The sequence below is a fragment of the Dactylosporangium sp. NPDC051484 genome, from assembly GCF_040689395.1.
Lineage (GTDB): Bacteria > Actinomycetota > Actinomycetes > Mycobacteriales > Micromonosporaceae > Dactylosporangium.
On sequence record NZ_JBFAZX010000003.1, the window covers coordinates 414,983 to 432,019 of the forward strand.

Here is a 17,037-nt window from a genome sequence, read left to right on the forward strand (position 1 = left end):
GGCTCAGATATGGGCGTCGGGTGCCAGCTCGAGTCCCCGTTCGAAGCCGGCGTCGAAGGCCCCTCCCAGGGCGCCGCGGGCGGCGGTCGCGATGCGCTCGAGGTCCTCCCGCTCGGTGGCGGTGACGGGCTTGCCGATCGGCTCGCGGGCGGCCGTGGCGGCGCCGAGCAGCGTCGCGGCGGCGTGGTGGTCTCCGCCGGCGCAGGCCGTGCTGGCCAGGCCTGTCAGGGCGGCCGCGATGTCGCGGGCGGCGCCGAGGTTGCGTGCGATCCGCAGGGCTTCGCGGTGGTGTTCCGCCGCCGTGGTCAGATCGTCGCGAAGCTCGGCGATGTGGCCCAGCTCGACGAGGACGCTGGGGACGTAGAGGGGTTGGCCCGCCTCGGCGTCACGGTCGGCCGCGGCGTCGAGCAGCGAGCGGAGGTGTGTCGTGGCGCTGTCGTAGTCGCCGGTGCGTCGGGCTGTCCAGGCCAGACCCATGGTCGCGAAGAGAGCGAGCAGGGGTGCTCCCTGTTGCTCGGCGAGTGCCAGAGCTTCGCTGCTGTGGGCCCGGGCCTGCGGGTAGTCACCGCGTTCCATGGCGATCCAGCCCAGCCAGCCGAGGTGGCCGGCGACGTCGGCCCAGAGGCCGAGTTCGCGGGCGATGCCGAGTCCTTCGGTGTGCAGCGCGACAGCGGTGTCGTGGTCACCTCCCAGGCCGGCGTAGGCCCCGAGCCACTCGGTGGCCTGCAGCACCCCCCAGCGGTCACCGATCCGGCGGAAGAGCGCGGCGGCGTGGGTGCCGTCGCGGGCGACCGTCTCGGCGTCGCCGCGGATGTAGGCGAGTTTGGCCAGCAGCGTGAGGGTCGCGGCCGTACCCCACATGTCGTTGCTTTTGTCGAACCGGGACAGGGTGTCGTGCAGCAGGGTCTCGGTCGCGGTGACGTCGCCGAGGTCGATCTCGGCGTAGCCGAGGAACCACGCGGCGCGCGCGTAGGCGTCGTCGTCGGCGATCTCGTCGAACTCGTGCAGCGCCGCTTCGTGGCGGGCAGGCCAATCGCTCACGTCACCGAGCAGGAAGGCGAAGCCGGTCTCCCACGCGATGGCCGTCGCCCGCGCCGAGGCGCGGTTCGGTCCGGTGCCGACGGCCAGCGCGGCGCGCAGCGCACGGTGGGCCTCGCCGAGGCGGCCTCGCAGGAACCAGTACCAGGCGAGCCCGTTGACGAGTCGCACAGCGGCCTCGCCGGTCCGCTCGCGGATGGCGAAATCCAGGGCGGTGCGCAGGTTGGCCGCCTCGGCGTCGAGGATGTGCAGCCAGTGTGCCTGGTCAGGTCCCCGCACCAGGAGTTCGGCCTTCTCCGCCAGCACGATGTAGTAGCGAAGGTGGCGCTGCCGGGTCGGGCCGAGGTCGTCGGTTTCGCGGAGGCGGTCGAGGCAGTACGCGGCGACGGACTCCAGCAGCCGGTAGCGGGGCGCGTCGGTGTTGCGTTCGACGCGCACCACCAACGACCGGTCGACGAGGCGGGCGAGCAGATCCGGCACGTCCTGCGGGCCGATGTCGGCGGCGGCGCAGATCGCTTCGGCGGCATCGAGTGTGCAGCCGTCGGCATGCACGGCGAGGCGGCGCAGGACGATGCGTTCGGGTGCGGTCAGCAGCCGCCAGCTCCAGTCGATGGTCGCGGTCAGGGTCTGGTGGCGGGGCTGGCCGCCGCGGTGTCCCGGCGCCAGCAGGCGGAACCTGTCGTCGAGGCCGGCCACGAGTCGTTGGATGCCCAGACCGCGCACCCGGGTCGCGGCAAGCTCGAGCGCCAGTGGGAGGCCGTCAAGGCGCCGGCAGAGGGCGGCGACCAGGCCGGAGTTGGACGGGTCGAGGATGAACCCCTTGTTGGCGGCCGCGGCGCGGGCCACGAACAGTCGCACCGCGCTTGAGCCTCCCGGGTCGTCGGCGAGCGCCGGCAGGTCCAGCGGCGGCACCGGCCAGACGACTTCGCCGGGCACGTTGAGCGGCTCACGGCTGGTGGCGAGGACCACGAGATCCGGCGCCGCGTGCAGCAGCCGGGTCGCCACGGCGGCGGCGTCGGTGATGAGGTGCTCGCAGTTGTCGAGCACGAGCAGCATCCGGCGGGGCCGCAGCGCGGCGGCGAGCCGGTCGACGGGAGGTGCGGTCCCGGCCGCGGTGTCTCGAAGGCCCAGCGTGGTGATCACCGTGTCGACGACCGCGTCTTCGCCCTCGTCGACGGCGGCGAGCTCGACCAGCCAGGCCCCATCGGGGAAGGACGGCTGCGCGCGACGGGCCGCCTCCAGCGCCAGCCGGGTCTTGCCAACGCCGCCGGGACCGGTCAGCGCGACCAGCCGGTTGGCGTGCACCAGGTCGGTGACCTCGGTGACGGCCTCGTCGCGGCCGAACAGATCGGTGACCGGCGTGGGAAGGTTGCTCGTCGGCTGCGGTGCCGGTGGTGCCGCCGGTGCGTCGAGCGCCGGATCCTGAGCCAGCACCGCCCGATGGAGCGCCGCGATCTCGGGTCCTGGTTCGACTCCGAGCTCCTCGACCAGCTGAGATCGCAGTTCCGCGTATGTCTCGAGTGCCTCGGTCTGCCGACCGGAGCGGTAGAGGGCCAGCATGCGCAGACCACGAGTCCGCTCGCGCAGCGGGTTCTCGCTCACCACGTCGGCCAGGGAGTCGGCGACCGCGGTGTGCCGGCTCAGCGCGAGCAACGCCTCGGCTCGGTCGTCGAGCGCGCTCAGCCGCTGTTCCTCCAGGCGGGCCACCGCGACCTCGGCGAACGCCTCGTCGCGGTGGTCGGCGTAGGCGGGCCCGCGCCAGAGCGCGAGTGCGTCGTTGAGCAGGACGGCCCGGGCGTCCGCCCGCGGCTCGTCGGCTGCCCTGGTGAGCAGGGCGGCGAACTCGGTCGCGTCGAGCGAGCGGGCGTGCAGCGTGAACCCGGCCGGCCCGGACCCGACGAGCGCCCGGCTGCCGGGCTCGATGTCGTCGAGCGCCTTGCGCAGCTGCGACACCTTGACGGCGAGCGCCGCCGGCGGGTTGCCCGGCGGGTTGCCGCCCCACAGCTCATCGACGAGGCGATCCGTCGGCACCGGTTGCCCCGCTCGCACCAGGAGCGCCGCGAGCAGCGCGCGGACCTTCGCGCCTGGCACCGAGACCGTGCGCCCGTCGTCCGCCCATACCGTCAGCGGGCCGAGCACCCCGAAACGCATGTCATCCACCCTCAGCAGCCGATGCCCCGTACGGTCGTACAGTACGTCGCCGCCTGACCGACGCGCCGACGATGAGGAATCCACGAACGCGAGCGCGCTCCGGCGGCGCCGTCGCACCGCATCGAGCGGCTGGCCGGTTCGGCCTCTAGAAACCGATCGTAAGAGGACGGTAAGCGGTCCACGGCAGCCTGGCGGCAAGAGATCGCGGCCGTGTCACGGCGGCGCCGGACGGGAAGGACCGCACGAACGTGGGCAACCTGATCATCTCCACCTTCATCACGCTCGATGGTGTCCAGGAGAACCCGCAGGATTGGTCGCTCGGCTTCTGGAGCGACGAGTACGGGCGCTACGCGCGGGATCTGCTGTTCGCCGCCGACGCGCTCATCATGGGCCGCGTGACCTACGAAGGGTTCTCGGAGACGTGGCCGGCGGTCGACGACCAGGGCACCCCGACCGCGGGATACGCGAGCCGCATGAACAGCATCCGCAAGTACGTCGTCTCCCAGACCCAGCTTCCCAAAGGGGTGATCGTCCTGTCCTACCGGCCGAGGAAGACGGATCACCCGCTGTCGTGAGCGGTTGACCCTCCCACGAAGGGAGACGCGATGCTGGGGTGTCGGTTCGCCCAAGATGCGCGAAGGGGCAAAATGCCAACGATCCAGCAATTGGTTCGCAAAGGTCGCAAGAAGAAGCCGAAGGCGTCCAAGACGCCCGCACTGAACGGCAGCCCACAACTCGCCGGGATCTGCGTTCGCGTTTATACGACCACGCCCAAGAAGCCCAACTCGGCCTTGCGGAAGGTGGCACGGGTGAGGCTGTCCAGTGGCGCGGAGGTCACCGCGTACATTCCAGGGGAGGGCCACAACCTCCAGGAACACTCGATGGTCCTCGTCCGTGGCGGTCGGGTGAAGGACCTTCCCGGCGTCCGCTACAAGATCATTCGGGGGGCGCGGGATGCGGTAGGAGTGCGCGGGCGTGGACAATCCCGCAGCCGCTACGGATCCAAGCAGAAGAGTTCATAGTCGCCGGCCCGCCGCGGTCGCCGCGATGGCGAATGACCCGGCGGGACGGTGTTTCTCGGTGTGGCCGTCGCGGCGCCGATAACCTGTGGTGTGGGCGATGTCGGTCGGCGGTCGATCGTCATGCCCGTGGTTGACTCTCCCGCGATGGGAGACCTGATGGTGGAGGCGTGACGGTAGCCGACGAGGAATCGCTGAGCATCGGCGACCTGGCCAAACGGTCGGGTCTGCCGGTCAAGCTCATCCGGCGCTGGTCCGACTGCGGCCTTCTGCCTCCGAGCGAGCGCACCCGGGCCGGATACCGCCGCTACGACGCACGGGCCGTCGCGCGGCTCGAGCTGGCGAGGACGCTGCGGGAGCTTGGTCTCGGACTGGCGGCGATCCGCGAGGTCGTGGGATCGCAGAGAGGGCTTTCCGAGGTAGCGGCCACGCACGCCGACGCGCTTGACGCTCAGATTCGTACGCTGCGGCTACAACGCGCCGTCCTGCGTTGGGTCGCGGCGCATCATTCGACCGCCGAGGAACTCTCGGTCATCAGCAGGCTGACCCGTCTGTCCTCCGCGGAACGTGCCGCGATGATCCACCGGTTCGTCGCCGAGACGGTTCAGGGACTCGATGTGCCCGACTATCGCGATCGGCTTCGGGCCGCCATGCCGGACCTGCCCGACGACCCGAGCGCGGAACAGGTCGACGCGTGGATCGAGCTCACTGATCTCATGCGGGATCCGCGGCTGCGAACGGCGATGCACCGCGTCGCCAGCTACGCGGATGAGCACGCACCGGGCCCACACGCAGCCGCTGAGACGGCAGCTGTCGAACGAGTGACCGAGATGTGGACCCGAACGGTGTCCAGGGCGCTGATGGACGGCATCCGCGCGGACTCGCCGGACGCTGAGCGGATCGTCGCCGAGATCGTCGAGGTTTGGCTGCCCACCCAAACCGGGATCGACGAGGACTGCCGCGAGGCCAGACACCGGCTCCTCGAGCAACTCGAGATCGCCGCGGATGCTCGCGCGGAACGCTATTGGCAGCTGGTATGCATCATCAGTGGCAAGCCGGCGCCGCCGAGTATCGCCGCTGCCGGCCAGTGGCTCGTCGTCGCCCTGCGCGCGAATCCGCAACCGGCTTCCAAACCCGCGAACACGCGAGCGTCCGTCGCGGCCCGTCAACGAGCACTGAATGCGGTGCCATCGCACCGGCGCCGACGTTACCGCGTGCTCTTCACCGCGGACCGCAAACGGCCGGTGACCGACGCGGCGTTGTCGGCTCGGGAGCAATAGTCAAGACTTGTCGATGCCCGGGAACGACACGGCGGTGCTCAAGTCGCCAAGAAACGCGCTCGAATCGAGGTCCAGGGCGATGTCCAGGTCGCCGCCGTAGCTTATGCCTCCCAGTCGGCTGACCTCGATGTACCACGGCGACAGGCCGTCGCGCACTCCGTCCGGGGACATGCAGGTGCCGCCCAGGTGCTCGGCGTGGAAGACGTCGAACCGGTCCGGTACGTCGACGTAGGCGTCGCCGTCGGACGGGAAGCTCACCGGTGCCACGCCTGCGTTGGGGTCGTCGCGGGGGACCAGCCACAGGGAACCGTATTGGCCGTGCCTCGCCCTCCAGGAGGTGCTGTCGAACTCGCCGTCGGCGAGCGAGGGCGCCGCAGCGGGCCGGGCGACCCGTGGTCCGTTCAGCTCCGCCTCGGTCAGCCACACCATGGCGAGCAGGGACGCGACGCCATCGTCGGCGATCCGCAGTCGTGGGTGCGGCCTGGCCTGGGCGAGTTCGGCCCAGAACGGGTGCCCGGGCGCGACGACGCCGGCGGAGGTCCCGGCGATGACCGCTGTGACCTGCGGCGACGGGTCCCTGAAGTAGAGCTCGTCCTCCCATTGGAATACCGCGACGGCCACCAGGTCGGGTCCGTGCCGCCGGTACGCCTCGGGCAGCCACAGTGTGAAGCAGTGCAGCATCGGTTGACCGGTGCGCGGGGAGCGTGGCCAGGTCGAGACGTCGATGCCCGGCCCGGCTGGACCGGCCCATCCTGCCGGCAGCCTGGGCCGGTCGCCGGCCTCCTCGGCGACATCGTCCTCGGTCCAGATGTCGAACGCCTCGATCGTCACGGGCCGGACAGTAGTGCACGCTGACCTTGATGATCAATATGCGCCACGTCGGGCCGGGCGGGGCGCCCACCGACGCCGGCCGCCGTAAAGAAACGGTAAGGCCGCCGCGCAGGATGGTGTGCGGCGGGCCGGGAGCGCCCGAGCGACGGGGGAAGGCGACGATGAACCACATCCAGCACAACGTGCGGGACGCGGTCGTGGGCATCGACGTGTTGCTCGGGTCTTCGGTCACGCGCCCCGGCTCCGCCACCGGGATCGTCGTCGCGGCGGCGAACAACCGGGTCACGGCCGGCGACTACCCGACGTTCACGACCATCGGCGAGGTCGTGGCGAATACAGCTGAGGAGTGAGAACCTTGACCGACATCGACGAGTACGTGGCGGGCCAGCTCACCGGCCCGCAACAGGCGATCGTGGCCGAACTGCGCACGCTGATGGCGCGACACGCGCCCGGCACGCGGGAGGTGATCAGCCGTGGTTCGCTCGCATGGGAGGGCCGCAAGCTGGTCGCGATCGTCAGCCGCAGCAAGACCCACATCACGCTGGCATTCGCACGCGGCGCGGAGTTCATCGACCCCCATGGCCGGCTCGAAGGCATCGGCAAGACCACCCGCCATGTCAAGCTCAAGTCGCCATCCGATGTGGACGATGCCCTCTTGGTCGAGTACGTGCGGCAAGCGGTCGCATTTGATCAAGGCTAGGCACGCAAACCTGTCCTGGCTGAGCAGAACGCTTCCCCGTCAACACGCCTCGTGTGAGCGGTGCGGTGACCGGCCCGCTGAACATGCCCAGCGGGCCGGCCAGGTGCGTACTACTAATTAGTGCGGTGTCCACCAACGTTCGCCGGGTTTGCTGCGCATCGATCTTGCACTTGTGGTGCCTGACAAACCCGGCATTCGCGGAGTGTCTCGGCGCCAGAACTGCAAGATCGACAAGGGTGACCCCGGTCAACGTTGGTGGACATCGCACTAGTCGGTCAGGCCGCAGAGGTCGCGCCGCCCGCGGTCACGGCTCCCTCATGAGCCTGCGACGACTGCCGCGCACCTGGTCATAGAAGCGAGCCGACAGTCGTGGAAGGGCGGCGAAGACCGCATCGCGGTCTTTGAAGGCGATCGGCTCTCCGGCCAGCGGTAGCGGCTCGTCACGGCGGGCCTCATAGCCGCGCCTCTCGAGTTCCTCCTCAAGCCCGTCGACCTCGTCGGGGTCAAGGCTGACGTGGCCACGCTTGTCTACCGAAGAGCTGAGTTCGGGCGCCCCGGTCACCCTTCGCCACGCCTCGTTCGCCACGTAAAGGAAGTCCTCGCAGTCGGCGAAGCAGTCGTCCGCCACCGGGTCCATCGCCGACACGCCCGGCACGTCCAGCAAACTGTCCGGATTGGCCAGCGCCGCCTCGAACGCGGCGCGCCCCTGCACCAGAAGCCAGTCTCGGAAGTACAGGAAGCCGTCGTCGGAGCCGAAGCCGGCGTTGATCAGCCGGCAGGCGGTCAGCAAGTCCTCGCGATAAGCTGCCCACTCCAATTCGTCTTGGATCTGCGCGAAGTCGGCGATGTCGGCCAAAGGCCGCCGGGCCAAGGCGTCTGTGACAAACTCCGGCACAGCGCTCCAGTCGCCGCCAGCCTGCGCCCGGGCGCCGTCGACGACGGCCCAGAACTGATCAACATCCATCTGGGCATGGTAGGGGCCGCGGCCGGGCCGCCGAACTGTCTCGTATGCCACCGTTGCGTCGGAGATTCCGCATCACCGCCCCGGGGCGGTGACAATTCGCACTGGAATCAGGCGAACTCGGTGCGTTTCGCCCTTGGCTCGCAGACGTCGAACCGCGACGCTGAAACAAGCAACCGACGACGGCCACCTGGAGGTGCCAATGCCCGAGGTCGAACACCTCGACGTCGTCATCGTCGGCGCCGGGCTCTCCGGCATCGGTGCCGCCTGCTACCTGCGGCGCTCCCACCCGCACCGTCGCTACGCGATCCTCGAGGCCCGCGGGGCCAGCGGCGGCACGTGGGACCTGTTCCGCTACCCCGGCGTCCGCTCCGACTCCGACCTGCACACGTTCGGGTACGAGTTCCGGCCCTGGCGCGACGAGCGCTCGATCGCCGAGGGCCCGGCGATCCTGCGGTACCTCCGCGAAACCGCGGCCGAGCACGGCATCGATCGGGCGGTGCGCTACCACCACCGGGTCGTCGCCGCCTCGTGGTCGTCGCCCGACGCGCGCTGGCGGCTGGAGGTCGAGCGTGCCGACACCGGCGAGCGGACCGCGCTGACCTGCACCTGGCTGTTCTGCGCCGGCGGATACTACCGCCACGACGAGGGGTTCACCCCGCGCTTCGAGGGCCGCGAGCGCTTCCGCGGGCCCGTCGTGCACCCGCAGGAGTGGCCGGACGACCTCGACCACGCGGGCAAGCGTGTGGTCGTCATCGGCAGCGGTGCCACCGCGGTCACCGTGCTGCCGGCGATGGCGGGCACCGCCGCGCACGTGACGATGCTGCAGCGCACCCCGAGCTACGTCCTCTCGGTGGCATCGCGGGCCGCGCTGGCGGCCCGGCTGCGCCCGCTGATCGGCGAGCGGCGGGCGCACGAGACGGTGCGCCGGCTGAACATCGCCCGGCAGCGGGCCCTGTGGCGGTTCTGCCGCCGGTACCCGCGGGCGGCGCGCCGGTTCATCCGGTGGACCAACGTCCGGCAGCTGCCGAAGGGCTATCCGGTCGACGAGCACTTCAACCCGCCGTACGACCCCTGGGACCAGCGGCTGTGCTTCGTGCCCGACGGCGATCTGTTCCGGGCCATCCGGGCCGGCACCGCGTCCGTGGCCACCGGCCGCATCGCCACCTTCACCGAGACGGGTGTACTGCTGGAATCGGGCCAGGAGCTGCCCGCCGACATCATCGTGACCGCGACCGGCCTCAACGTGCGGGCGTTCGGGGGCGTCGCGCTCAGCGTCGACGGTGCGCCGGTCCACCTGCCCGACACCGTCGCCTACAAGGGCGTCATGCTGTCCGGGGTGCCCAACCTCGCGTACGCGATGGGCTACACCAACTCGTCGTGGACGCTCAAGGTCGGGCTGCTGTGCGAGTACTTCTGCCGCCTGCTGTCCCACATGGACGAGCGCGGCTACAACGTGTGCCGCCCGGAGCCGGCCGACCCGGGCATGCCGACCCGGCCGCTCCTGGACTTCGACGCCGGCTACATCCAGCGCGCCATCGGCGAACTGCCCCGCCAAGGCGACCGCGCGCCGTGGCTGACCTCGACGAGCTACCACGCCGACGTGAAGCTGCTGCGCCACGGGTCGATCGCCGACCCGGAGCTCCACCTCAGCTCGAGCCGTGCGACGGTGCCGGCAGGTGGGCGGGCTCGAGGTTGAGTGGTCAGCGGACGATCATCGCGAGTTCGTCGATCTGGGCCGGGTTGTCGGCGTAGCAGTAGAAGACCACCTCGTCAGCGCCGAGTTCGCGGTATGCGGCGATAGCTTCGGTGATCTGGCCCGGTTCGGTGAGTGGTTGACCCCAGCCGGGCCGGCCGGTGAATGCGTAGTATTCCGCGACTGCTCGCCGGGCCTGTCGCACCGTTTCGGCTGTGCCGACGGCGACGTTGATCTGGCAGACCAGCCGTGGTCGTCCTGACCGGCCCGCGGCGTGCCACTGGTCGCGGACGGTTTGCAGCAGGTGCCCTGCCCAGGTCGGCGGGGCGGCGCAGATGAACCCATCGCCGTGGCGTGCGACCCGCTGCAGCGCCGGCTGCGCGAATCCACCGATGAGCATGGGCGGACCCGCCGGCGTGGCTGGTCGCGGGCCGATGAGCGTTCCCGCGTAGGGCCGGCCCTGCCAGACGCCGCGCAGGTCGGTCAGTTGCTGCTCGAGGATGCGGCCGCGCTGGTTGATCGGGGTACCGGCGGCGGCGTGGTCATCGTCGCGGCCGCCGATGCCGATGCCGAGGACGAACCGGCCGCTGGACATGTGATCGAGGGTGGCGACCTGCTTGGCCAGCAGCGCGGTGCTCCGTAGCGGGCCGAGCAGCACCTCGGTCTGCAGGCGGATACGGGTGGTCGCGCCGGCCAGAACGGACAACGCGACGAGCGGTTCGGGGTTGTCGAACGCGAGCCGGTCGAGCAGTGCGAGCGTGTCGAAGCCGGCCGTTTCGGCGCGGTGGGCCCAGTCGAGTAGGCGACCGGGCGAGCTGATCGGCAGGCCGATACCGAAATCCATCGTGAACTCCTCAAGGTGGGCAGCCAGCAGTGCTGTCGCCACCTCCTCCCCGCCGGTGCGGGGCCCCGTGTCCATCTGCGACGTACTTCTCAGACGACGGAAGACGGAGTTCCACCAAGGATTCTACGGGGTACGGCGGGGCCGTGGGTGCCAGGCCGCTGCGGCGGGTCCGGCGAGCAGCCTCAGCGACTCGTCGAGGGCGCGCCCGACATCTGCGCTGTCCACTCTGGCACCGTATCGGCGTCCGGCAGCGGGCGCACGTCGTCGGCCGTGGCCGGGACCGGGCCCTGGAACTGGCGGGCGATGGCGGTGAACCAGCCCAGATGTAGCTCGTCGCGGTCGGCGGCGAACGCGGCCCGCAGCTCGTGCCAGCGCAGGCCGGGGTGGCGGTGGTGCACGTTGTGCAGGTTGAAGGCCAGCACGAAGTACTCCAGCGGCCGCGGCAGGCGCAGGTTCATCGCGTCGAGCGGGCGCTCCAGCCGGGTGCGGTAGTGGTACGCGTTGTCGGCCAGCGACACGATCAGGGCCCGGGCGCCGACCGCGCTCCACAGCAGCCACGCGTGGCGGCCGTAGGCTATGGAGGATCCGGTGTAGGTCACGATGACCGCCAGCGCCTCAAGCCGGAACCGGCGGAGGTTGTCGCGGCGGGAGACCCGCTCCAGCAGCAGGCCGCTGACCGAGTCCAGCGAGTCGGTCCGGCGCACCAGCATCCGCCAGCCGGGCCGGGGGAGCAGGACCAGCAGCACCGAGGCGAGTTCCGCGAGGTACAGGCCGCCGAGCAGCCGCGGGTAGTAGGAGCGCGCCGCGGCCAGCCACGTGGTGTGGGCCGGGTCGTAGACCTCGGTGCGCTCCCGCTGGGTGCGGCTGAACCGGTGGTGCAGCAGGTGCCCGGCCTTGAGCAGGGTGAACGGGCCGCCGTAACCGGTCGCGAGCACGCGGCCGAGCCGGTCGTTCCAGCGCCGGTCGCGCAGCAGCGTGCCGTGGATGCCCTCGTGGATGAGCGACCACAGCGGGACGGTGGTGAGTGCGATCGGCACGAGCAGCCAGGCCCAGCGCGCGTCGAGCGGGAGCAGCAGGAGGGGCAGCGCGACGAGTTGCAGCAGCAGGGTGGCGAGCGCGGCACTGGCCAGCGCGATCGCCAGCACGGACTGACGGCGGACCATGAACGCACGTTAACCGGGCAAGGAAACCACCGAGTGACTTCCTCACGAAGCTTTCCCTCGGTACTGCCGGAAGCTACGCCCTGTCACGATTGGCCGCATGCTGCTGGAGATCATCGCGCTGGACGCGCTCGACGCCCGAAACGCCGCGGAGGGCGGCGCCGACCGAGTCGAGCTCGTCAGCGACATGGCGGCCGACGGGCTGAGCCCCGACCCGCGGACCGTCGCCGCGGTGCGCGCCGCCACGGCACTGCCGGTCCGCGTGATGCTGCGCACCGCTCCCGGCTTCGCGGCCGACCTGCCCGCGCTGCGCCGTGTGGCCCGGGACCTGCGCGCGGCCGGCGCCGCCGAGTTCGTGCTGGGCTTCCTGGACGCCGCCGGGGGCGTGGACCGGGCCGCGCTGGACGCGCTGCTGCCGGCGCTGGACGGCGCGCCGTGGACGTTCCACCGCGCGATCGACCACGCTGCCGCCCGCGCCGCGGCCTGGCGGGCGCTCGCCGGCCGGCCCGGCCTGGACGCCGTGCTCACCGCGGGCTCCCCGGACGGCATCGGCGCTGGCCTGGACGTCCTCGCGGCCGAGGCCGCGGCGCACGGTCACCGGATCCTGGCCGGCGGCGGCCTGCGCGAGGGCCATCTGGGTCGGCTGGTGGCGGCGGGCGTCACGGCGTTGCATTCCGGTAGCGCGGCACGCCGGGGCGGCGACTGGTCGGCCCCGGTCGACCCGTCGCGGGTACGCCGTCTCAGGACGCTGCTCGCCGCCGCGGACGGCGAAGCATAGGAGTGGACAAGTCCGGCACGCGAAGTGTGCCGCCCGTGCGCCGCGCCCGCTGTCAATACTCGCGCTCGGCCGGCAGTAGCGCGCGGGCCGCGTCGAGGTCGCCCGCGCGCACCAGCCCATGCGCGCGGTGGGCCAGCCCGGTGACGTCGGTGAGCCCGACGATCCACTCGTCGGCGTAGCGCCGCACGGCCACCCCGCTCAGCCCCAGTTGCAGTGAACGCCGCTGCGGCATCGGCCGCAGGTGCAGGTCGCGCTCCGGGTCCCACTGCACGCGCACCGGGCTGGCGCGCAGCTGCCGCTGCCACTCGGCGCGGCTGCCGTGCACGCCGTGGTCGTAGTGGCTCAGGCAGGCCCGCGCGAGCGCCCACTCGAACCCGTCGCGGCGCATCTCGACGGCGAGGACGTGCTCCTGGCCCTCCTTGGTGGCCCAGCCGCTGCGGTACATCATCCACAGGAACGACGGCTTGATCCACGTCATGCGGTCGCGCTTGAACGCCGCGGTGAAGCGCCCGGCGGCCACCGCGGGAAGGGCGATCTGCGGCCCGTACGCCTGGTAGACCGTGATCGTCTCCGCGCAGTACGCCGCCCGGATCTGTCGCGTCTCGCTCTGCGTCATGCTGAGCATTGTGGACAACCCCCGACCCTTCACGCTCGCCGATTTGCCAGGCGTCGCCGCCGATGTGGCCGCCAAGCTGACCGACGCCGGCTTCACCGAGGCGCCCCACCTGCGCCAGGCGCTCGCCCTCGCCGAGGAGGCCGGCGAGTTCGTCGGCGCCGTGCGGCGCCACTATGGCCTGGCCCGCCGTTCCGGCTCGTTCGAGGACGTCGAGGCCGAATTGGCCGACGTGGTCATCACCGCCTTCGTCACCGCCCACACGATGGGCATCGACCTCGAGCGGGCCGTGGCCGCCAAGCTCGGCGTGGTGTACACCCGCGGCTGGCGGGAGGAGCGGTGAGCTGGCTGGAGATCGTCGGCTGGGCCGGCTCGGCGCTGCTCGTGTGGTCGCTGCTGCAGCGCCGCCTGCTGCGCCTGCGCGCGTTCAACCTGATCGGCTCGGTGATCCTGATCGGTTACAACGCCGGCGTGCGGGTCTGGCCCATGGTCGGCCTCAACCTCACCCTGGCCGCCATCAATGTCTGGCAGTTGTACTCCCTGTTGCGCACCCGCCACGACGAGCACAAGTACCAGGTGGTGCAGGTCGGGACCGACGACAACTTCCTGGCGCACGTGCTGCGGGTCCACTGGGCCGACATCGCGAGGTTCAACCCCAGCTTCCGCTTCGACGACGAACACCGGCTGGTGTTCTTGACGCTGGACGCCGATGTCGTCGTCGGCGTGCTCATGCTCCGCCCGGACCCCGAGGATCCGCGGGTGGCACAGGTCGAGCTGGACTACGTGACCCGCCGATACCGCGACCTCAGCCCGGGCGAGTTCGTCTTTCGCCGCAGCGGGCAGCTGACCGCCCACGGGTTCCGCCGCGTGCTGACCCCGCCGGGCATGGTCGCCCCCTATTACGCCCGCCTGGGCTTCCGGCCGGTCGGCGACCGGTACGCCCTGGAACTCCCTTCTGATTAGCTCTGCTAACGAGGTATATTACTGGGGTGGATCACGCGGGCCTGGCCGACGCGCTCGGCGCGCAGCTCATCGGCGTGCGCCGGGTGCTGCGCCGGCGCCTTCGCGCTGACCTGCTCGCGGGCCTGATCGCGGGCTCGGGCGCCACGCCGCTGACCGGCAGCCAGGTGGAGCTGCTGCGCCTGGTCGAGTCCGCGCCGGGCATCGGCGTCGGCGCCGCCGCGCAACAGCTGCACCTGGCCGGCAACTCGGTCAGCACGCTGGTCAACCAGCTCACCGAGGCGGGCCTGCTGCGCCGGGACACGGACCCCGCCGACCGGCGCTCGGCCCGGCTGATGCTGACCCCGGCCGCCGCAGTGCGCCTGGACGCGTGGCGTGCCGCGCGGGTGTCGCTGCTGGCCGGCGCGCTTGGGGAGCTCGAGGACGGCGAGCGAGACGCGCTCGCGGCGGCGGTGCCCGTCCTGGCCCGCCTCGCCGGCATCATCCTGGCGACCGATCCACAGCCTAGTTTCCTAGGACACATTGCCGAGCGTGACGAGGGAGACCGCGATGACAGCGGCGGTTGAGATACGCGGGCTGCGGCACCGGTTCAAGGAGACGGTCGCGGTCGACGACCTCTCACTCAGCGTCCGGCCCGCCGAGATCTTCGGCCTGCTCGGGCCCAACGGCGCCGGCAAGACGACCACGATCCGGGTGCTGACCACGCTGCTGCCGCCCCAGGCGGGGGAGGTGGCCGTGTTCGGGCTCGACGTGCGGCGCAACCGGATGGCGGTGCGGCGGGCGATCGGGTATGTCCCGCAGGCGCTGTCCGCCGACGCCGCCCTCAGCGGCCGGGAGAACGTGGCGCTGTTCGCGCGGCTGTTCGACGTGCCCCGCGCCCAGCGGCGCGACCGGGCCGAGGCCGTGATCGAGGCGATGGGGCTGGCCGAGGCGGCCGACCGGCCGGTCGGGACGTATTCGGGCGGCATGATCCGCCGGCTGGAGCTGGCGCAGGCCCTGGTGAGCGCGCCGCGCCTGCTGGTGCTGGACGAGCCGACGATCGGGCTTGACCCGGTGGCGCGTGCCGGCGTATGGGAGCGCATCACTCAGGTGCGGGCGGAGACCGGGATGACGGTCCTGGTCACCACGCACTACATGGAGGAGGCCGAGGAGTATTGCGACCGCGTCGCGCTGATGCACCGCGGCCGCGCACGGGCGCTCGGCACCCCGCAGGAGCTGATCGCGTCGGCGCAGGGGGAGAGCCTCGACGACGTGTTCCGCGAGTACACCGGAGATGATCTCGACTCGGGAGGGTTCAGCGATGTCCGCGCAGCTCGTCGCACCGCAGGCCGCCTCGGCTGACGTGCGGCCCGCCGGCCCGGTGCGGGTGCTGCTGACCCGCATCGTGGCGATGTGTCTCGTCGAGCTGCAGAAGCTGCGGCGGGACCGGACCGAGGTCGTCACGCGGGCCATCCAGCCGGCGCTATGGCTGATCATTTTCGGCCAGACGTTCACGCACCTGCGGGCGATCCCGACCGGAGGCATTCCGTATCTGGACTTCCTGGCGCCCGGCATTCTGGCCCAGTCGGCGCTGTTCGTGTCGATCTTCTACGGCATCCACATCATCTGGGAGCGCGACGCCGGGGTGCTGGCGAAGCTCATGGTGACGCCGACCCCGCGCGCGGCACTGGTGACCGGCAAGGCGTTCGCCGCCGGCGTCCGGGCGCTGGTGCAGGCGGTGGTGGTGATCGTGCTGGCCGCGGTGCTGGGGGTGGCGCTGACGACCAACCCGCTGAAGCTGCTCGGCACGGCGCTCGTGCTGGTGCTGGGCTCGGCGTTCTTCTGCTGCCTGTCGATCACCCTCGCGGGCCTGGTGCTCAAGCGGGACCGGATGATGGGCATCGGTCAGGCGATCATGATGCCGCTGTTCTTCGCGTCGAACGCGCTGTACCCGGTCTCGGTGATGCCGGGCTGGCTGCGCATGCTCAACCACGTCAATCCGCTGAGCTACGAGGTTGACGCGCTGCGAGGGCTGTTGATCGGCACCCCGTCGCGGCTGCTGCTCGACATCGCCGTGCTGGTCGGATCGGTCGCGGTGGCGGTGTTCGCGGCCTCGGCGATGCTGGGCCGGCTCACCCGATGAGACGGTGATGGACTACGATATCCATTCATGACGGTGGACGGGGGCGTCGACGAGCAGGCCGGCTGGTCAGAGCGGATCGACACGAGCACGCCGCACCCGGCCCGGCGATACAACTACTGGCTCGGCGGCAAGGACAACTTCGCCGCCGATCGTGAGTCGGGCGACGCCATCGCCAAGGTCTTTCCCGCGATCCGCACGACGGCCCTGGAAAACCGTGCGTTCCTGCGGCGGGCAGTGCGGTTCCTGGCCGCCGAGGCGGGCGTGCGGCAGTTCCTGGACGTCGGCACCGGCATCCCGACCGCGAACAACACGCACGAGGTGGCGCAGTCGATCGCACCGGAGTCGCGGATCGTCTACGTCGACAACGACCCGATCGTGCTGACCCATGCCCGCGCGCTGCTGACCAGCACGCCGCAGGGCGCGACCGCGTATATCGACGCGGACCTGCGCGATCCGGCCTCGATCCTGGCCCACGACAGCGTGCGCGGGACGCTCGACTTCGACCGGCCGATCGCGCTGATGCTGATCGCGATCGTGCACTTCCTGTTCGACGAGCACCGGCCATATGACACGGTCCGCCGCCTGGTCGACGCCCTGCCGTCGGGCAGCTATGTGGTGATGACGCACGGCACGAGCGACCTGGCGTCGGCTGCGATGCGCCAGCACGCGGAGGAGGAGATCCGCTCCGGCCGGCTGCGCCTGGACGCGGTGCCCCGCTCGAAGGACGAGATCGCCCGTTTCTTCGACGGCCTGGAGCTGGTCGACCCGGGCATCGCGCCGATCGTGGAGTGGCGCTCGACGGTGCCGCCGCAGGACCGTCCGCCGTTGGCCGACGCCGCGCTCTATGGTGTGGTGGCCCGCGTCCCGTAGGCCCCGCTCCGACC

The 17,037-nt window shown here is 71.1% G+C and carries 19 protein-coding genes; 13 read left to right on the forward strand and 6 right to left on the reverse strand.

From position 1 onward, the window contains the following. Window positions 1-3: 3 nt before the first annotated feature. Entirely contained in the window at window positions 4-3,189 is a 3,186-nt protein-coding gene (locus tag AB0367_RS08125; protein WP_366225484.1) for a BTAD domain-containing putative transcriptional regulator, read from the reverse strand. 248 nt (window positions 3,190-3,437) lie between these two features. On the opposite strand from AB0367_RS08125, the gene AB0367_RS08130 reads away from it, so the two are divergent. The 3 genes from AB0367_RS08130 (at window position 3,438) to AB0367_RS08140 (ending at window position 5,488) form a co-directional block, all read left to right on the forward strand. Further along, window positions 3,438-3,764 (forward strand): hypothetical protein, encoded by a 327-nt coding sequence (locus tag AB0367_RS08130; protein ID WP_366225485.1) that lies wholly within the window; start codon window positions 3,438-3,440, stop codon window positions 3,762-3,764. A gap of 72 nt (window positions 3,765-3,836) precedes the next feature. After that, window positions 3,837-4,211, forward strand: a complete 375-nt coding sequence (rpsL, locus tag AB0367_RS08135; RefSeq protein ID WP_366225486.1) for a 30S ribosomal protein S12 — start codon at window positions 3,837-3,839, stop codon at window positions 4,209-4,211. 167 nt (window positions 4,212-4,378) lie between these two features. Continuing rightward, window positions 4,379-5,488 (forward strand): MerR family transcriptional regulator, encoded by a 1,110-nt coding sequence (locus AB0367_RS08140; protein ID WP_366225487.1) that lies wholly within the window; start codon window positions 4,379-4,381, stop codon window positions 5,486-5,488. On the opposite strand, the gene AB0367_RS08145 is transcribed toward AB0367_RS08140, so the two are convergent. Then, window positions 5,489-6,319 (reverse strand): hypothetical protein, encoded by an 831-nt coding sequence (locus AB0367_RS08145; RefSeq protein ID WP_366225488.1) that lies wholly within the window; start codon window positions 6,317-6,319, stop codon window positions 5,489-5,491. A 161-nt stretch (window positions 6,320-6,480) separates the two neighbouring features. Between AB0367_RS08145 and AB0367_RS08150 the strand changes: the two genes are divergently transcribed. Both AB0367_RS08150 and AB0367_RS08155 read left to right on the forward strand, forming a co-directional pair. Further along, entirely contained in the window at window positions 6,481-6,669 is a 189-nt protein-coding gene (locus tag AB0367_RS08150; RefSeq protein WP_366225489.1) for a hypothetical protein, read from the forward strand. A gap of 5 nt (window positions 6,670-6,674) precedes the next feature. Next, window positions 6,675-7,019, forward strand: a complete 345-nt coding sequence (locus AB0367_RS08155) for a DUF1801 domain-containing protein (protein WP_366225490.1) — start codon at window positions 6,675-6,677, stop codon at window positions 7,017-7,019. A 304-nt stretch (window positions 7,020-7,323) separates the two neighbouring features. Here the strand turns inward: AB0367_RS08155 and AB0367_RS08160 are convergent, their stop codons facing one another. Beyond that, window positions 7,324-7,983 (reverse strand): DUF4240 domain-containing protein, encoded by a 660-nt coding sequence (locus tag AB0367_RS08160; protein ID WP_366225491.1) that lies wholly within the window; start codon window positions 7,981-7,983, stop codon window positions 7,324-7,326. Between the two features lie 199 nt (window positions 7,984-8,182). On the opposite strand from AB0367_RS08160, the gene AB0367_RS08165 reads away from it, so the two are divergent. Further along, entirely contained in the window at window positions 8,183-9,679 is a 1,497-nt protein-coding gene (locus AB0367_RS08165) for an NAD(P)/FAD-dependent oxidoreductase (protein WP_366225492.1), read from the forward strand. Window positions 9,680-9,683: 4 nt separating this feature from the next. On the opposite strand, the gene AB0367_RS08170 is transcribed toward AB0367_RS08165, so the two are convergent. Next, on the reverse strand, window positions 9,684-10,595 hold the full coding sequence (locus AB0367_RS08170) for an LLM class flavin-dependent oxidoreductase (RefSeq protein WP_366225493.1): 912 nt from the start codon (window positions 10,593-10,595) through the stop codon (window positions 9,684-9,686). 107 nt (window positions 10,596-10,702) lie between these two features. Further along, window positions 10,703-11,683, reverse strand: a complete 981-nt coding sequence (locus AB0367_RS08175) for a fatty acid desaturase (RefSeq protein ID WP_366225495.1) — start codon at window positions 11,681-11,683, stop codon at window positions 10,703-10,705. A gap of 97 nt (window positions 11,684-11,780) precedes the next feature. Here AB0367_RS08175 and AB0367_RS08180 point away from each other — a divergent pair, with 97 nt between their 5' ends. Continuing rightward, window positions 11,781-12,458: a copper homeostasis protein CutC gene (locus tag AB0367_RS08180; RefSeq protein WP_366225496.1), complete on the forward strand. Its 678-nt coding sequence runs from the start codon at window positions 11,781-11,783 to the stop codon at window positions 12,456-12,458. A 52-nt stretch (window positions 12,459-12,510) separates the two neighbouring features. Here the strand turns inward: AB0367_RS08180 and AB0367_RS08185 are convergent, their stop codons facing one another. After that, on the reverse strand, window positions 12,511-13,074 hold the full coding sequence (locus AB0367_RS08185; protein WP_366225497.1) for a DUF4291 domain-containing protein: 564 nt from the start codon (window positions 13,072-13,074) through the stop codon (window positions 12,511-12,513). On the opposite strand from AB0367_RS08185, the gene AB0367_RS08190 reads away from it, so the two are divergent. Genes AB0367_RS08190 through AB0367_RS08215 form a run of 6 tightly spaced genes read left to right on the forward strand, consistent with a single transcriptional unit; the run spans window position 13,073 to window position 17,023 of the window. Beyond that, window positions 13,073-13,414 (forward strand): MazG nucleotide pyrophosphohydrolase domain-containing protein, encoded by a 342-nt coding sequence (locus tag AB0367_RS08190; RefSeq protein WP_366225498.1) that lies wholly within the window; start codon window positions 13,073-13,075, stop codon window positions 13,412-13,414. The two genes, AB0367_RS08185 and AB0367_RS08190, sit on opposite strands and share 2 nt — an antisense overlap. Continuing rightward, window positions 13,411-14,034 carry a hypothetical protein gene (locus AB0367_RS08195; RefSeq protein WP_366225499.1) on the forward strand — a complete coding sequence of 208 codons (624 nt, stop codon included), beginning with the start codon at window positions 13,411-13,413 and terminating at the stop codon, window positions 14,032-14,034. Before AB0367_RS08190 ends, AB0367_RS08195 begins: the two co-directional genes overlap by 4 nt. Window positions 14,035-14,060: 26 nt before the next feature. Then, the gene (locus AB0367_RS08200; protein WP_366225500.1) at window positions 14,061-14,597 is read left to right on the forward strand and encodes a MarR family transcriptional regulator; all 537 of its coding nucleotides are present in this window, start codon (window positions 14,061-14,063) and stop codon (window positions 14,595-14,597) included. Beyond that, a complete protein-coding gene (locus AB0367_RS08205) occupies window positions 14,581-15,372 on the forward strand; it encodes an ATP-binding cassette domain-containing protein (protein WP_366225501.1) in 792 nt (263 codons plus the stop codon). The genes AB0367_RS08200 and AB0367_RS08205 overlap by 17 nt, the downstream gene beginning before the upstream one ends. Further along, window positions 15,332-16,153 carry an ABC transporter permease gene (locus AB0367_RS08210; RefSeq protein WP_366225502.1) on the forward strand — a complete coding sequence of 274 codons (822 nt, stop codon included), beginning with the start codon at window positions 15,332-15,334 and terminating at the stop codon, window positions 16,151-16,153. Before AB0367_RS08205 ends, AB0367_RS08210 begins: the two co-directional genes overlap by 41 nt. Window positions 16,154-16,180: 27 nt before the next feature. Then, window positions 16,181-17,023: an SAM-dependent methyltransferase gene (locus AB0367_RS08215; protein ID WP_366225504.1), complete on the forward strand. Its 843-nt coding sequence runs from the start codon at window positions 16,181-16,183 to the stop codon at window positions 17,021-17,023. Window positions 17,024-17,037: the final 14 nt, after the last annotated feature.

Excerpts from the sequence above, each read along its gene's own strand:
- AB0367_RS08180 (WP_366225496.1), top strand. The coding sequence starts at position 11,781 with ATGCTGCTGGAGATCATCGCGCTGGACGCGCTCGACGCCCGAAACGCC.
- AB0367_RS08125 (WP_366225484.1), bottom strand. The coding sequence starts at position 3,189 with ATGCGTTTCGGGGTGCTCGGCCCGCTGACGGTATGGGCGGACGACGGG.
- AB0367_RS08185 (WP_366225497.1), bottom strand. The coding sequence starts at position 13,074 with ATGACGCAGAGCGAGACGCGACAGATCCGGGCGGCGTACTGCGCGGAG.
- AB0367_RS08210 (WP_366225502.1), top strand. The coding sequence starts at position 15,332 with ATGTCCGCGCAGCTCGTCGCACCGCAGGCCGCCTCGGCTGACGTGCGG.
- AB0367_RS08150 (WP_366225489.1), top strand. The coding sequence starts at position 6,481 with ATGAACCACATCCAGCACAACGTGCGGGACGCGGTCGTGGGCATCGAC.
- AB0367_RS08160 (WP_366225491.1), bottom strand. The coding sequence starts at position 7,983 with ATGGATGTTGATCAGTTCTGGGCCGTCGTCGACGGCGCCCGGGCGCAG.
- AB0367_RS08190 (WP_366225498.1), top strand. The coding sequence starts at position 13,073 with ATGCTGAGCATTGTGGACAACCCCCGACCCTTCACGCTCGCCGATTTG.
- AB0367_RS08215 (WP_366225504.1), top strand. The coding sequence starts at position 16,181 with ATGACGGTGGACGGGGGCGTCGACGAGCAGGCCGGCTGGTCAGAGCGG.
- rpsL (WP_366225486.1), top strand. The coding sequence starts at position 3,837 with ATGCCAACGATCCAGCAATTGGTTCGCAAAGGTCGCAAGAAGAAGCCG.
- AB0367_RS08175 (WP_366225495.1), bottom strand. The coding sequence starts at position 11,683 with ATGGTCCGCCGTCAGTCCGTGCTGGCGATCGCGCTGGCCAGTGCCGCG.
- AB0367_RS08165 (WP_366225492.1), top strand. The coding sequence starts at position 8,183 with ATGCCCGAGGTCGAACACCTCGACGTCGTCATCGTCGGCGCCGGGCTC.
- AB0367_RS08170 (WP_366225493.1), bottom strand. The coding sequence starts at position 10,595 with ATGGACACGGGGCCCCGCACCGGCGGGGAGGAGGTGGCGACAGCACTG.
- AB0367_RS08205 (WP_366225501.1), top strand. The coding sequence starts at position 14,581 with ATGACAGCGGCGGTTGAGATACGCGGGCTGCGGCACCGGTTCAAGGAG.